This window comes from Bilophila wadsworthia ATCC 49260 (assembly GCF_000701705.1).
Lineage (GTDB): Bacteria > Desulfobacterota > Desulfovibrionia > Desulfovibrionales > Desulfovibrionaceae > Bilophila > Bilophila wadsworthia.
The window spans coordinates 1-14,496 of sequence record NZ_JNJP01000087.1 but is presented as its reverse complement, the minus strand read 5'-3'; the positions used below and the strand labels follow the sequence as shown (position 1 = coordinate 14,496).

At 58.0% G+C, this 14,496-nt stretch carries 13 protein-coding genes; 4 read left to right on the top strand and 9 right to left on the bottom strand.

The features are described 5' to 3' along the window. Positions 1–59 precede the first annotated feature (59 nt). Both T370_RS0118460 and T370_RS0118455 read right to left on the bottom strand, forming a co-directional pair. A complete protein-coding gene (locus T370_RS0118460; RefSeq protein ID WP_029436619.1) occupies positions 60–3,074 on the bottom strand; it encodes a phosphoribosylformylglycinamidine synthase subunit PurS in 3,015 nt (1,004 codons plus the stop codon). A 57-nt stretch (positions 3,075–3,131) separates the two neighbouring features. Beyond that, positions 3,132–4,109: a polyprenyl synthetase family protein gene (locus tag T370_RS0118455; protein WP_005029409.1), complete on the bottom strand. Its 978-nt coding sequence runs from the start codon at positions 4,107–4,109 to the stop codon at positions 3,132–3,134. Between the two features lie 157 nt (positions 4,110–4,266). Here T370_RS0118455 and T370_RS0118450 point away from each other — a divergent pair, with 157 nt between their 5' ends. Beyond that, the gene (locus tag T370_RS0118450) at positions 4,267–4,464 is read left to right on the top strand and encodes a DUF2065 domain-containing protein (RefSeq protein WP_005029411.1); all 198 of its coding nucleotides are present in this window, start codon (positions 4,267–4,269) and stop codon (positions 4,462–4,464) included. A gap of 147 nt (positions 4,465–4,611) precedes the next feature. Here T370_RS0118450 and T370_RS0118440 read toward each other — a convergent pair whose 3' ends face one another. Together T370_RS0118440 and T370_RS0118435 are read right to left on the bottom strand one after the other, a co-directional pair. Beyond that, positions 4,612–6,027, bottom strand: a complete 1,416-nt coding sequence (locus T370_RS0118440) for a sodium:proton antiporter (protein ID WP_029436618.1) — start codon at positions 6,025–6,027, stop codon at positions 4,612–4,614. Positions 6,028–6,146: 119 nt separating this feature from the next. Further along, positions 6,147–6,716: a hypothetical protein gene (locus T370_RS0118435; protein ID WP_029436617.1), complete on the bottom strand. Its 570-nt coding sequence runs from the start codon at positions 6,714–6,716 to the stop codon at positions 6,147–6,149. A 243-nt stretch (positions 6,717–6,959) separates the two neighbouring features. On the opposite strand from T370_RS0118435, the gene wbaP reads away from it, so the two are divergent. Further along, entirely contained in the window at positions 6,960–8,384 is a 1,425-nt protein-coding gene (gene wbaP, locus T370_RS0118430; protein ID WP_248604287.1) for an undecaprenyl-phosphate galactose phosphotransferase WbaP, read from the top strand. A 325-nt stretch (positions 8,385–8,709) separates the two neighbouring features. Here the strand turns inward: wbaP and secG are convergent, their stop codons facing one another. The 3 genes from secG to rimI form a co-directional block, all read right to left on the bottom strand. Next, positions 8,710–9,069: a preprotein translocase subunit SecG gene (secG, locus tag T370_RS0118425; protein ID WP_005029419.1), complete on the bottom strand. Its 360-nt coding sequence runs from the start codon at positions 9,067–9,069 to the stop codon at positions 8,710–8,712. Positions 9,070–9,260: 191 nt separating this feature from the next. Continuing rightward, positions 9,261–10,022: a triose-phosphate isomerase gene (gene tpiA, locus T370_RS0118420; RefSeq protein ID WP_005029422.1), complete on the bottom strand. Its 762-nt coding sequence runs from the start codon at positions 10,020–10,022 to the stop codon at positions 9,261–9,263. A 22-nt stretch (positions 10,023–10,044) separates the two neighbouring features. Further along, on the bottom strand, positions 10,045–10,545 hold the full coding sequence (gene rimI / locus T370_RS0118415; protein ID WP_029436615.1) for a ribosomal protein S18-alanine N-acetyltransferase: 501 nt from the start codon (positions 10,543–10,545) through the stop codon (positions 10,045–10,047). Between rimI and T370_RS25240 the strand changes: the two genes are divergently transcribed. Next, positions 10,537–11,115: an NUDIX domain-containing protein gene (locus T370_RS25240; protein WP_156034470.1), complete on the top strand. Its 579-nt coding sequence runs from the start codon at positions 10,537–10,539 to the stop codon at positions 11,113–11,115. The genes rimI and T370_RS25240 overlap by 9 nt on opposite strands. Here T370_RS25240 and mreB read toward each other — a convergent pair. After that, positions 11,066–12,067, bottom strand: a complete 1,002-nt coding sequence (gene mreB / locus T370_RS0118410) for a rod shape-determining protein (RefSeq protein ID WP_029436614.1) — start codon at positions 12,065–12,067, stop codon at positions 11,066–11,068. The genes T370_RS25240 and mreB overlap by 50 nt on opposite strands. A 4-nt stretch (positions 12,068–12,071) precedes the next feature. Then, complete coding sequence (locus T370_RS0118405) at positions 12,072–13,115, bottom strand: GAF domain-containing protein (RefSeq protein WP_005029430.1); 1,044 nt, start codon at positions 13,113–13,115, stop codon at positions 12,072–12,074. 659 nt (positions 13,116–13,774) lie between these two features. Here T370_RS0118405 and T370_RS0118400 point away from each other — a divergent pair. Continuing rightward, entirely contained in the window at positions 13,775–14,179 is a 405-nt protein-coding gene (locus tag T370_RS0118400) for a DUF1090 domain-containing protein (protein ID WP_029436613.1), read from the top strand. The last annotated feature ends 317 nt before the right edge of the window (positions 14,180–14,496 follow it).

Below are 14,496 nucleotides of genomic sequence, written 5' to 3'. Positions count from 1 at the left end.
GTTTGGGGAGGGGAAGGGAAACTTTCTTTAGAAAGTTTCCCTTCCCCTCCCCAATATTTCTACCAGTCCAGCGTCGCTTTGAAGGCATGGGCCAGCGCTTCGACGGGGGCGGAGAACAGCGCGCTGTCGGCGGAGGCCACGGTAAGGCGGGCATCGGAAGTCACTTCGCCGATGAAGGGCGCGGAGGCCCCGAAGAGCGCTTCGAACTCGGCGGCCTTGTCGGGAGCCACGGACACCAGCAGACGGCTGGCGGATTCGCTGTAAAGGGCTTCCGTGAGCGTGAGCGCGCCGATGACCGGAACGCGGTTCAGCGCCAGATGCGCGCCAAGGCGTCCGCCGATGCACATTTCAGCCAGCGACACGGCAAGGCCGCCGTCGGAGAGGTCATGGCAGGCCGAGATGAGGCGGCTGTTGATGGCCTGATGGAGCTTCCGGTAGCTGGCGAGGGCGGACTTGGCATCCACGCGGGGCACGGTGTTGCAGGCAATGCCGAGCTGATCGGCGATTTCGCTGCCCGCCAGTTCGCGGGCCGTGTTGCCGATGATGTAGAGGCGGTCGCCCGGCTTCTTGAAGTCGGAGGTCACGGCCTTCTTCACATCGTCCATGATGCCGAGGACGGAGAAGAGGACGGTCGGCGGAATGGAGATCTTCTTGCCGCCGCCGGTGTAGTCGTTCTTCATGGAGTCCTTGCCGGAAATGCAGGGCACGCCATAGGCCACGCAAAGCTCGGAGAGGGCCTTGCAGGCGCGCACGAGCTGGGCAAGCTTGTATTCGCCGTCCGGGGTCTTTTCGGACTGCACCGGGTCACACCAGCAGAAGTTGTCCACGCCAGCCATGCGGTCGGGGTCGGCACCCACGGCCACGGCGTTGCGGATGCCTTCATCCATCGCGTTCGCCATCATCCAGTAGGCGTCGTAATCGCTGTACTTGGGGCAAATGCCGTGGCTGATGACCAGACCGGCCTCGGATTCGAGGATGGGCCGGATGACGCCCGCGTCGGACGGGCCGTCGCGCTTCACGCCGGTGAGGGGCTTCACCACGCTGCCGCCCTTCACTTCATGGTCGTACTGGCGGATCAGGTATTCCTTGCTGCAAATGTTCAGGCGGCCGAGCATGGCCTTGAGGAGTTCCGCCTGATCCACGCCGCCGTCTTCGATGCGGGCGTCGGGGTGCACGGGCGCTTCCCATACGGCGTTGAGCTGGTACTGGGGCACGCCGTCGTGCATGAATTCCATGTCCAGATGGGTCACGAGCTTGCCGTTGTAGGTCACATGGAAGACGCCGTCGTCGGTGAATTCGCCGAGCGGGGTAGCTTCCACATCCATGCGCTTGGCAAGGGCGAGGAATTCGTCGAGCGCCGCCGGAGGCACGGCGAGGGTCATGCGCTCCTGCGCTTCGGAAAGCAGGATTTCCCACGGGCGCAGGCCGTCGTATTTGAGGGGCGCGCGGGCCAGATCGATGCGGCAGCCGTTGGTGTCTTCCGCCATTTCGCCGATGGAGGAGGACAGGCCGCCCGCGCCGTTGTCGGTAATGGCGTTGTACAGGCCGAGATCCCGGGCGCGCATGATGAAGTCGTACATCTTGCGCTGGGTGATCGGGTCGCCGATCTGTACGGCGGTGGCGGGAGAGCCTTCGTGCAGCTCTTCCGAAGAGAAGGTCGCGCCGTGGATGCCGTCCTTGCCGATACGGCCGCCGGTCATGACGATGATGTCGCCGACCTGCGCTTTCTTCTCATAGCCCTTGCGCGGCTTGCCGTCCGTGGAGGACTTGCTGGCGGGCACTTCGGCGGGGATCAGGCCGATGGTGCCGCAATAGACCAGAGGCTTGCCGAGGTAGCGCTCGTCGAACACGATGGAGCCGTTGACGGTGGGGATGCCGGACTTGTTGCCGCCGTGTTCCACGCCTTCGCGCACGCCTTCGAAGACGCGGCGGGGATGGAGCAGGCGGGGGGGCAAGGCTTCGTCATGGAAGGGGGACGCGAAGCAGAACACGTCGGTGTTGCAGATGAGTTCCGCGCCGAGGCCGGTGCCCATCGGGTCGCGGTTCACCCCCACGATGCCGGTCAGCGCCCCGCCGTAGGGGTCGAGGGCCGAGGGGCTGTTGTGCGTTTCCACCTTGATGCAGGCGTCGTATTCGGGCGTAAAGGCGATGACGCCCGCGTTGTCCTTGAACACGGAACGGCAGAAATCCCTGTCGCCGAGGCTCTCGCGGATCTGCTTGGTCGTGTTCATGATGCAGGTTTTGTAGAGGCTGTTGATTGTTTCGCTGGTCCCGGCTTCCTTGTCGGTGTAGGAAATCTTGGACGCGAAAATCTTGTGCTTGCAGTGTTCCGACCACGTCTGGGCGAGCACTTCGAGCTCGGCGTCGGTGGGATCGGCGGGCAGGCCGAGTTCCTTGCGCTGCGCGGCGACCTCGGGGCTGGAGAACCAGTTCTTGATCTTGGTCATTTCCTCAAGGCTGAGGGCCAACGTGTTCTTCTGGCTCACTTCCATGAGCTGCGCGTCGCTCATCGAGGAGAGCGGCACGATGTTCACTTCGTCGCAGGACGCGCCGGTCACGCGGGCGGCCTTGGGGGCGAAGCCGGGGTCGGCGTCCCACTGGGCGCGGCTCTTGATTTCGAAGCGCTGGATGAGTTCGTTGGCGAGGAGGTCGCGGGCGATGCGGGTGACCTGTTCTTCCGTCAGCGGGCCGTGGAGGCGGTACTGGATGGAGGTGTATACGGCGAGGCTGCTGCGGTCTTCGATGCCGAGCACGAGCGCGGCGGTATCGCGGGCGGTACGGCCTTCATTGTCCGTAACGCCGGGGCGGTAACCGACTTCAATGATCCACGATGTGCCTTCTTCGGGCAGGGGCAGGGGAGACAGGGATACGGCCTGCAACACCGGATCGTGCAGCACGCTTTTCGCCATGAGCGTATTCACCTGTTGCGCGTCGAGCCCCTCCAGCGTGAACACTTTGATCGTGCGCACGGACTTGACGGGGATGCCGAGGGCTTCACGGATGCTGGCTGCGGTTTTACGGCCGATCGTGTCGTCAAGATGGGGGAAAAGGCCGGCTTCAATGCGGTAGAGCATGTCTGTCTCCTGAAAAGGCTGTTTGAGTAACCGTGGAAAAAGGTTGCGTGGAAAAAATCAGGCGTCGCGGTTGCGGACGTAGCCGATAAAGCTTGTGAGGATTTCCCCGTACGGCGAGGCCGGAAGTCCGGCGGTGAGGGCGTCGAGGTTTTCCTGTGCCTTACGCAGATAGGTATCGGCGATGCCGCGCGTCTTGTCGTCAAAGCCCTGAGCGCGGACGGTATCAATGACGTGCCGGACGTCTTCGTCGGTAAAGGACTGTTCCGCGAAACGGGCGAAGAAGGCGTCACGCTCGGCCGGAGCCAGTGAGTTGGCATAGAAGAAGATGGGCGGCGTCAGTTTGCCTTCGCGGACATCCCCGCCTTCGGGTTTCCCGGTCAGGCTGGAGGGAGCGAAATCGAGCGCGTCGTCGACGATCTGGAAGGCCATGCCCAGATTGAACCCGTAGTCGGTCGCTCCGGCAACCTGTTCCGGCGTACCGTTGGCCCTGACCGCGCCGATGTTGCAGGACGTCCGGATCATCCACGCCGTCTTGCCCGCAATGATTTGGTTGTAAATCAAGAGATCGGGAGCGTTCTTCCCCTGGTTGGCGATTTCCAGGATTTCGCCGTTGGCAGTCTGGGCAATGGCATCGGACGTGGCGGCGGTAAGCCTCGGATCGCCGAATCCGGCCACGATCTGATTCCCCTTTGCGAGCAGCGCGTCCCCGGCAAGGATGGTTTCGGTGACGCCGAAGACCTTGTGCGTGGCCGTGCTGCCCCGGCGCATCTCCGCATTGTCCATGACGTCGTCATGGAGCAGGGTCGCCACATGGAACATCTCCATCGCCGCGGCAAGGGGATAGATGTCGTTATCGGCATAGCCGAGCAGACGGGCCACGAGTACGGTCAGCAAGGGCCGCAGCCGTTTCCCTCCGTTCCCCATGGCGTATTGGGCGATGGGCATGATGGAGACGGGGAGTTCGGCGGCCGCCTCGGCCAGCGCCGCGTTGATGCGGGGTTGTTCCTGTTCGATAAAGGTACGGAGTGTGATCATGGGCAGATGAGGATAAAGTTAGTGGCTGAGGATGCGGTCCCGTCACGAATCCGTTCTACATAGCTGTTAGCCGGTTGATGTGCAAGTAGCTTTACAGCTTCCACGGCTTTTCCTACAAGGGAACTTCGTTTCGTCCACCTCTTGCAGCGAGGAGCGCATGGAGTTCAACAGCAAGCTTTTTTTCAGTGCACTCGGGCTGGCCTTCATTCTGGAAGCCCTTCCTTATACACTCTTTCCCGAACGAATGCGGCAGGTTCTGCAAACCCTTGGTGAGGAGGGCGCTTCCGGTCTGCGCCGGATGGGGCTCTTTTCCCTTGCGGCGGGGCTCATCGTACTCTGGCTCACGCTTGGGTAGCCCTTTGGGGGCGATCCTCCGCGTTGTTCCGGAAAACCGGAGGCGCCTTATGGAGCCGGAGTACGTTTCCTTTGCCTGTTCCCTTGGAACGGAAAAGCCCCTGAAGCGGGATTGCATTCAGGGGCTTTCGTTACGCTGAGGCCGTTCTTACATGAAGAACAGATAGGTGATGAGGGCGAAGCAGGGGAACAGGATACCCACGGACCACAGCATGTAACCGAAGAAGCTGGGCATCTTCACACCCTGATCTTCGGCGATGGAGCGGACCATGAAGTTCGGGGCATTCCCGATGTAGGTCACGGCACCCATGAACACGGCACCGGCGGAGATGGCGGAAAGGGTTTCGGTCCAGTCGGTCATCAGATGCACGGCATCGCCGCCGGCGGTGTTGAAGAACACCAGATAAGTCGGGGCGTTGTCGAGGAACGAAGAGAGGATGCCGGTCAGCCAGAAGAACATGGCGTTCACGGGCTGGCCTTCGTGGAAGACCATGTTGATGACCCCGGCGAGGGCGCCGTCGGTACCGGCGCGCAGAATGGCGATAGCCGGAATCATGCTGATGAAGATGCCGATGAACAGCTTGGCGACTTCAAGGATAGGTTCCCACGTGAAGTTGTTCAGCTTGCGGCATTCCTTCGTGGTCAGAGCCAGGGAGGCGCCGGCGAGGGCGAGCAGGATAACGTCGCGGGCGGCGTTTTGAAGCTCAATGTGCGTGCCGTAGATTTCGAAGCCGGATTCGGGCTTCCAAATGCCGGACATGAGTACCGAGATGACGACGCCGATCAGAAGCAAGAGGTTGACCTTGCCGTCGAGGCCGAGCTTTTCATTGGACTGGGTGGCAGGTTTGGGCTTGCCTTCCTTGCTGAACAGGAACGTATCCAGAAGGAAGAAGATGCCGAGCAGGATGACGGAAAGCAGCACGGTTTTGCAGAACAGATGCACGGTCGTCCAGAAGAAGGACACGCCCTTGAGGAAGCCGAGGAACAGCGGCGGGTCGCCGAGGGGGGTCAGGGAGCCGCCGATGTTGGCGACAAGGAAAATGAAGAAGACGACGATGTGCATACGGTACTTGCGGTGCTCATTGGCCCGGAGCAGGGGCCGGATGAGCAGCATGGCCGCGCCGGTGGTTCCCATCCAGCTGGCGAGGATGGTCCCGAGGGCGAGCAGCCCGGCGTTCACCACAGGCGTGCCCACGAGCTGACCTTTGAGGCGGACGCCACCCGCGATTGTGAACAGTGCGAACAGCAGGATGATGAACGGGACGTATTCCATGAAGAGGACATGGACGAACTGATAGACAGCCAGTTGGAGTCCGAAGACCATGGCGCAGGGCACGAGGAAGGCGAGGCCCCAGAAGAGGGCCACCTTGCCGAAATGGTGATGCCAGAAATGCGGCACGGCAAGGGGGCCGATGGCGATGGACAGCAACATGCAAACAAAGGGAACAACCCACAGGATGGACAATTCCGCTCCGTTGAGGTCGTGACCGCCGGAAGCCTGGGCAGACAGGGGTACCAGCGCCGTCAGCGCCAGCGCCATAAACATGGCAAACAGTCGTTTCATCTCGGGTCAGCTCCTTGGGAAAACTTTTTTTATCAGACGTTCCTTTAGTATGAAAATGCAAGAAGATCAAGATGCACACCTACAAAGAGCTTCTTGTCTTCATAGGAAAGGATTCGTTTTCAATGCGCTTCGGAGGCTTTATTTTCTTTTTTCCGTAAGTCCGCGAATGTGACGGGAAGGTCTCTTTTTTCCTGTGGGGCATAGGCCTTTTGGAAAATTTTCGCAGCTTCGCGGATCTCTTCGGCACTGCCGAAGCCATAACTCGCCGTTGGTTTTGGCGTGTCCGTGGTGTAGAGGTCAAGGCGATGCATCTGCCAGTCGCTGTGCCCGTGAAGGCGTTTGATGTCGACAATCATCCCGGCGGTACCATTGATGATCCATGAGCCTTGCCGTTCGTCGATGAGCAGATAACCAGCCCCGGTGTTCCACCATGTGGGGTGCATACCGAGCTTGCGGATAAGACGGCGCGTTTTCCAGTAGGGGAGGGTACGGCTGACGAGGTTAAGGCCACGGAAGAAAAAAAAGATGGCGAGAACGGGTGTAATGCCGATGGCCACGAGGCCGGGCAATGGCGACCAGAGGTAGAGATGCCATGCCCCCACGGCGAAAAGGACCGCCAAGCTCCATCGGAAGAGCCCGCGAAGCAGGGGGAGTGGGCCAAGGATAGTGTGAATCGCGACTGACGGCATGACGGCTCCGGAAAAGTCCGCGGGACGTTTCGGCTGGGTAAGGCAACGGATGTGTATAACCCTGTACCTAGCGCAACTGGTGACGTGCGGCAACCGTTTTTCGTGCTTTCTTCACGGAAGGAAATCATTGTTTACAGATGCGGTACCGGTGCGCTAGCATAACTGCCTGTTCTCCTCTAACCGTTCGGGTATCATATGTCTTGTGCATTTTCTTCTGGTCCCTCTTTTCAAAGATCTCAGCTCGTGTGCTCCAAGCGTTCTCTTGCATTGCTGGCTGCGGATTGTCTGGCACTTTTCGGGACCATGTTTTTGATAGGCGTTATTCGGGTTCTCTTGGGTGGGGAAATCTCGCTTTCACAGCATGTTCCGTTGGCATTGTTTCTATTGGTGGTTCCCGTAGTTAACGCTTTTGAAGGATTGTACAGCGGGGTTCCTCCGGCATTGCCGGAAGAAATGCGTCTGCTCGGGATATCGACGTCCATCGCCTACTTCAGTATTGCTATTTTTCTTTTTCTCGGCCGTGGCGATCTCCCCTCGCGTACCGTTTATGTCTGGTCTTGGTTTTTGAGCCTCGGGACGGTTCCTTTGGTCCGTTGCGCATTGCGTTCCCGTTTCTCCCGGGAGGCATGGTGGAGAGTGCCCACAGTGGTGTTTGGCGCGGGAGAGCTTGTTCCTCGCGTAACGGAGTATCTTAATAAGCATACTGAGGCGGGGCTGCTTTTAAAAGCCCATTTTGTCAGCCGGAAATGCACGGAAGCAGAAAAGGAACAGAAGAATACGCCTCAGGATACCTATAGCGGGCTTGAACCGTTGTATAGCCGCTCAGACTTGGATACTTTTGTCCGCCTTTACCCGAGAACGTGCGCTATCGTCGTCATGGAAAAAGATGCTCCGCTTGCATGTCGGCAAGAACTGATTGATTTAGCAAGCCTGCTGTTCAGTTCGGTCATTATCATCCCTGAAGATTTTTCGGAAGGGGAAATTCCTTTCTGGGTACGCCCCGTGGAGATCGGGGACGTCCTTTGCTTCAAGGTGCGGCAGAACCTGCTCGATCCCAAGCGATTGGCCCTGAAGCGTGCTATGGATTTGTTCCTCTCGGTCGTGGGTGGCATCGCCATTTTTCCTATTCTTGTGCTTATCGCCCTTGCCATCAAACTTGAATCGCGCGGCCCGGTTTTTTTTAGGCAGAATCGCATAGGGAGAGGAGGGCAGACCCTCCATATTCTAAAGTTCCGCACGATGGTGTGTAATGCAGAGGAAGTTCTCCAAAAGTATTTGCGGGAAAACCCTGATCTGCGTGAAGAGTGGGAAGCGGATCAGAAGCTGCGCAACGATCCCCGCATTACAAAGGTCGGGGCTTGGTTGCGCAAGACAAGCCTGGATGAATTGCCTCAGCTCTGGAATGTTGTATGGGGAGAAATGAGCCTGGTAGGGCCGCGTCCCATCGTAGACGATGAGATCGTGAAATACGGTTCGGCTTTTGCCTCCTATACACGTGTGCGGCCCGGTATGACCGGGCTCTGGCAGGTTTCCGGGCGAAACGATCTTTCATACAAACAACGGGTTCACCTTGATCGTTTTTATATCTGCAACTGGTCAACATGGCTCGATATTTTGATTTTAGCAAAGACGTTTCCCGTTGTCCTCGGGCGCAAAGGGGCTTATTGATATTCCCAAAATACACGCAAAATTTCATCTGGTTAGGTAAAAAGGTCAGGAACGTTTTCCGGGCCTTTTTTGTTTTGAGGAAAGAGACGATCGGGGTGGAGGATTCAGAAAACGCCGTGAGGAAGGCAGTGGGGCTTTCCCATGCATCCAGAGAATGTTCCTGAGCATTATGAATGGGCGGAGGAAAACTGTGGTGGGGCAGTATCGTGGTCTCTGTTTTTTCGCGAGATCGAGGAGGAAGGGCGGAAGATTTTGCGGCCTTGCCCGGATAAAAAACGAGGCCATGAATTGCTTCATGGCCTCGAAAGCACACTTTGGATGATGCTTAGTTGGCGGGCTTGTCGGCAGCGGGAGCCTCAGCGGGCTTTTCAGCAGGAGTTGCGGGAACCGTGGCAGCGGGAGCGGCAGGTTTTGGGGTGTCCTCCAGACGGACGTCAAGAATGGTGGATTCCTGCGCTTTGTGGGAGCTGGACACGTAGTTGTAGCTCAAGGACGTGACGATAAACAGTACCGCCATGAAAGCGGTCATCTTGGCCAACAGACCGCCCGCACCGGAGCTGCCGAATACGGAGGCGTTGCCGCCGCCGAAAATGACGCCCATTCCTTCCTTGCCCGCTTGGAGCAGGACAAGGATAACGAGGGTTACACATACGATGACATGCAAGGAAAGAATCAGGGTCTGCACGGTGGGAACTCCTCAGCAGGCTGGACAATGCCTGCGCTGAACCGGCTGTGCCAGTAAATGTATGGGCCGATGCGTTGGCCGAAGATACGCCGACTTCCTGTCGGACGGGAACACGGTGTTCCGCTCAAGAACAGGATTGGTATTGGCGTTCCGAGGATCGGAAGGCGGAATCCTGCGCGCCTGCCGTTCTTCTAGGCCAGATCGGCACGGACGATGTCGGCAAAACTTTGCGCCTGTAAAGAAGCGCCACCTACCAGAAGACCATCAACGTTGTCAAGAGACAGAATGGCCTTGGCGTTGTCCGGCTTCACGCTTCCGCCATATAAAATCTGGATGCCGATGCCGTTGGAACCCAGCAGGCTGCTCAAAAGTTCGCGTACCAGCGTGTGCACCATGCGGATGTCTTCGTCGGAAGCGGTCTGGCCCGTACCGATGGCCCACACGGGTTCGTAAGCCACGGCGAGGCGGGAATAGTCCGCATTGGGGCCGAGCCCGGCAAGCCCTCTTTCGAGCTGGAGCCAGAGGATGCTGTTGAGTTTCCCGGCCTTGCGTTCGGCGAGGGTTTCACCGATACAAAGGATGACGGAAAAGCCTTGTTCCAGCGCGAACGCCGTCTTCTTGCCTACGAAGTCCGGGCTCTCCCCAAGTACATGGCGGCGTTCGGAATGGCCCGTGAGCACCCATGTGCAACCGGCTTCGCGGAGCATGGCCGGGGAAATCTCGCCGGTGAAAGCCCCGGATTCGGCGGGGTACATATTTTGCGCGCCGACGAAGATGCCGGGGGCCCCGTCGAGCCCTTCCCTCGTGGCTTCCAGAGCGGTGAACGGCGCAAACACGACGACATCCCTATCGTCCGGCGCGCCGCCAAGGATAGAGGCGAGTTCGTGCGCGGTGGCTTTGGCTTCCGTGCGGGTTTTGTTCATCTTCCAGTTGGCGGCGATAATGGTGCGCATAGAATTCTCCCACGAGCGTAATTTATGGATTCGTCCGAGTCTGTCCCATATCCAAAGTATAAATGAGCGCGTCTTCTCCGGTATCTTGATAATACCCGCGCCGCTTGCCCGCCTGCCGGAACCCGAAAGATTCATACAGATGGATGGCGGGCGCGTTGCTGATCCGCACTTCAAGCACTCCTTGTAGTATGCCTGTTTCTTTGGCATCCTGCAAGGCTGTAGCCATGAGCAGGCGGCCGTATCCGTGGCGGCGCCTGTCTTCCCGTACCGCAATATTGAGGATTTCAACTTCGTCCGGCGTGTGGTATACCGCGATGTACCCTGCAAGCTCCCTTGGAGAGAGCGGCGAGGCTGTTTCCCGGATGCCGAATGCATGAAAGGTTTTTCCCGCGAAAGCCTCGGCAAAGGCCTGTTCCGTCCACGGAAGAGCGAAACAGCGGCTCTCCAAAGAGGAGAGGGCGGGGGCATCTTCAGTCGCCAGCCGGACGCAACGGACGGCCCGTTTAGGAGAATCATGCATCATACGATCGTTCCCGAACCATGTGAAAATGATGAACCGTTGATCGAATATGTGGACGAACGTGATCGCCCCCTGCTGATTGCCCCTTCCTCAGACGCCTTCCCTTTGCGTAAAAAGGCGGTCTGTGCCGTCCTGTGCGACAGGCGGGGCAGGGCGTTCGTACGGAGGCGGATGTCCGAAGAGGGCATGGAAACGTGGGACATTTCCGCTGAAACATTCGTCCGTTCCGGCGAAGCGAGGGAAGAAGCCGTAGAGCGCGCCGTACGGGAGACGTTGGGCCTGTCCAATGTACCCTCGGGGGTGGCGGTTTCCGCGGCCTTCAAGCCTGCCGGGGAAACTGTCTCACTCACACTGTTCATTGCCGAACTTCCGGGAGGCTTGCCTCCGGTCTCATTGCCGGAGGGGCATTTTCTGGACCGTGAAGAGCTTGAGGGAATGACGGAAACGTTTCCCGATTTGTTCAGCCCGGCATTGCTCTGGGCAATCCAGACAGGCTGCCTTTGGAAGCACCGGGGACCCCGCGTCAGCACTCGATCAATAAATCCCTGTACTTTTCGGGATCGTCCAGTGTGATGCCCGCGCCGCGCAGTACCGTGGTCAGCGGATCGGAATCCACATACACGGGAATGCGTGTAGCCCTGGTGATACGGTCGGCAAAGCCTCTCAGCAAGGCTCCTCCCCCTGTCAGCAACATGCCTTGGCGCATGATGTCGGCCCCCAATTCGGGCGGAGTGACTTCCAGTATCCCCATGACCGCGCTGACAAGCTTTTCGGTGATGGGTTGGAAGGCCTCACGAGTATCCGTATCGGAAAGGGCAATAGTCCGGGGGCTCGCGGTTGCGAGATCCTTGCCCGAGACTTCGAATGACAGCTGTACGGGAAGGGGCGCGACGGAGCCGAGGGCGATTTTGATACGCTCAGCCATGTTTTCGCCCACGACAATCTGGTATTTTTCCCGGACAAAACGCTGAACTGCCGCGGTCAGGGCGTCACCCGCAAGCTTGAGCGAAGTGGAGCAGGCCATACTGCCGAGCGTGATGACCGCGATGTCGGTCGTCCCGCCGCCGATGTCCACAACCATGCTGCCCACGGGGTCGAGCACGGGCAAACCCGCTCCTACTGCCGCGGCGACGGGCTCTTCAATGAGCTTCACGTTGCGGGCTCCGGCCTTTGTAGCCGCTTCGGCCACGGCACGACGCTCCACATCCGTGATGTTTGTCGGCACACAGATGACCACATCCGGTTTTATCGGCCAGCTGCCGATGACTTTTTTCAGAAATGTGGCGATGAGCGCCTGCGCCGCGTCAAAATCAGCGATGACGCCGTCTCGGAGAGGACGAATGGTGGAAATGCGCTGCGGGGTCTTCCCGATATAGTCTTTGGCTTCCTTGCCCACGGCAATGACGCGCTCGTTGATGGTGTCCACTGCGACAACGGAAGGCTCATTGATGACGATGCCTTGGGACTGGACAAAGACCAGCGTGTTCGCAGTTCCCAGATCGACCGCTATGTGCTTGCGGAGCATGGGATCAGTCTTCCTCGCTCATGGGTGCCGATGGCGCCGTGTCCGGATCATAGGCCATCGCGCCGTCGCGGTGTACTTTTGCGCGCGGCAACAGGCTTTTGAGGCGGTGGCGAAGATACAGCATCTCAAGGTACTGCGCCAGATAGGTTACGGCGATCTTGGTAAACGTCCGCAAATTCTGGGAAAGGGAACGGGGATTCAGCCCGGCGAAACACAGAACGCCGCAGGTGACTTTATTGAGATGCACGGGGAGGCACATGACGGATTGGAAGTTGGGCACTCCCGGCAGCTTGCCGAAGAGCGGCGTACTGGGAGAACCATCGGCCCCTTCCGCATGTACGGGCACTTCGTTGCGGAAAACCCAGCTGACGAGGCCGCCGCTCGTGAGAGGCAGTTCGGGCATACCGTCTTCCGTAATGAGCAGAGGCGTGTTTTCGCCTTCCACCGTATACGTGGAGCCGCCTTCCTGCGCGGTAGCAAACGCGACGTATTCAAACTCCGTGCTCTCGGCCATCAGGCGGAGGAAGGCCCCGAGGTAATCACGCCAATGCGGGTTCTGCGCACTGAGCTCGGAAAGCTGCTCCAGCCGGGTGAAATAGCGGCGCAGGTCTTCGGCGTCGCAAGCCAGCCCGGCGGAATGGACTTGCCGGGCGAGGTGCCGGGCGAAACGGTGGAGGAGAAGCTGGTCTTCTTCGGTGTAGGCCCGTGGGCGCACGCTGTCCACGCACAGGGCTCCTCCCTCGGGAATATGGCAGCCCATGAATGCGGAAATGGCGCCTTCGTCGTTTTCATCATAATAACCGAGGAAGGTGTGCCGCATATCGAGGTTGTTCACGATGACGGGCTGCTTATGCCGTAAAATCCATCCGACAAGCCCCTTCCCCGGCGCAATGGTGACTTCCTGCACGCTGGGCTCATTGTCCGTGGAGGAAAGCGCGACCGTATAGTTGCCGGATTGATCCGGCAGGAAAAGGACGGCACTGTGCGCGTCGAAGGTGGTTCTTACGAGAGCCAGGAGCGTGTTGTCATTATCGTGAAGCGTTGCCATGAAAATCTCTTTCAGGGATAGAGTGTCGATATGAAAGCGCTAAAGGAGCCGCTTCCGTTTCGTTCGGAAGCCAAGTCCTCATACAAACACGTCCTTCAACATATCAGGGGGAGGATGCCCATGCAACCGTCTTTTACAGTAGAATGTACCGTCCCCGTTTTTAGAAAGACATTATAGTCTATCTATGGGTAAAAATAAACTCTTTTGGGAGACCACGAACGAGTGTGGCTCAATGGGGTTTGTCGCTGTCCATAAAAGTGAGGGCAATCCGCCGATCGCGTGACGGAGTGCAAGACATTTGAAAGGGATAAAAGAGGGGCGGTATAAGGAGCAAAAAACGGCGAGGGTGGGCCTCTTGAGTTCAACCGCACCTTTCCTCCAAGGAGGCTGTTCCATAATCCTCACTCAGCGAGCAATGACTTGATACGTTGCACCCGCCAGCCCTTGTTTTTCTGCCTATACCTTTTTTCCCATCTTGGGGTGAGGATACATATTATCCTATAACCTAGCTTTCAACGGACAAGCCCCAAAGAACCGGCGTAGAAGAAACATGAAGTTTCAATCCGGAGTATTCTCGGAAGCATTCCAATTGACGGAAAACACTTTTCAAACTTATAAAGAAACATTCTGAATACGGTTAACAGATGGGAGAACGCCTTTTGAAAACAGCAGTCTTATCCGCGACACTTGGTATTGCTCTGATCGCTTTTTGCGGTATGAGCCTCGCTTCCGACGACTTTGCCGGAGGGTGCAAACGTAAGGAGCAGGCCATTGAGACAAAGATGGAATACGCCAGAAAACACGGGAATCAGGAGCAGCTCCGTGGACTGGAAGAAGCTCTCAGCCAGGTCCGCCGGTGGTGTTCGGACGGCACGCTGCGCTCCAAGGCAGAACTCAATATCTTGGAAAAGCAAGATAAAGTAAAGGAGCGGCAAGCGGATCTCGACAAGGCTGTCACGGAAGGCAAGGGAGAAAAGAAAATCGCCAAGCTGCAGCGCAAGTTGGGCGAAGCCAAAGAGGAGCTGGCGCAGGCCGTTGCGAAGCGTGACGCATTGGCTCAGTAATACTCCCCTATAGAAGCTGCCATGTGGCCAGTGTTGAAGAATCCACGGCCTCATTTCTGGATATGAAGTAGCGCGGTCTCCAGCACGGACAGAAAACCACGCGAGAGAGCCGTACAGTATGCCCTGTAGAAGCTTTCTATGGGGGAATTGCCTTTCAGGGAGTGAACCCCTCGGGCCATCTTCAAGCTTCTTAGAAGCGTTTTAAAAAAATTTGGATTCTAACCGGAGCGAAAACACGGTAGAAACGGGGATCGTGGGGCAAAAAAATCAGAAAAAAAATAAAAAGTCGTTGACAGAGGCGGCGTGGAGGTGCATAA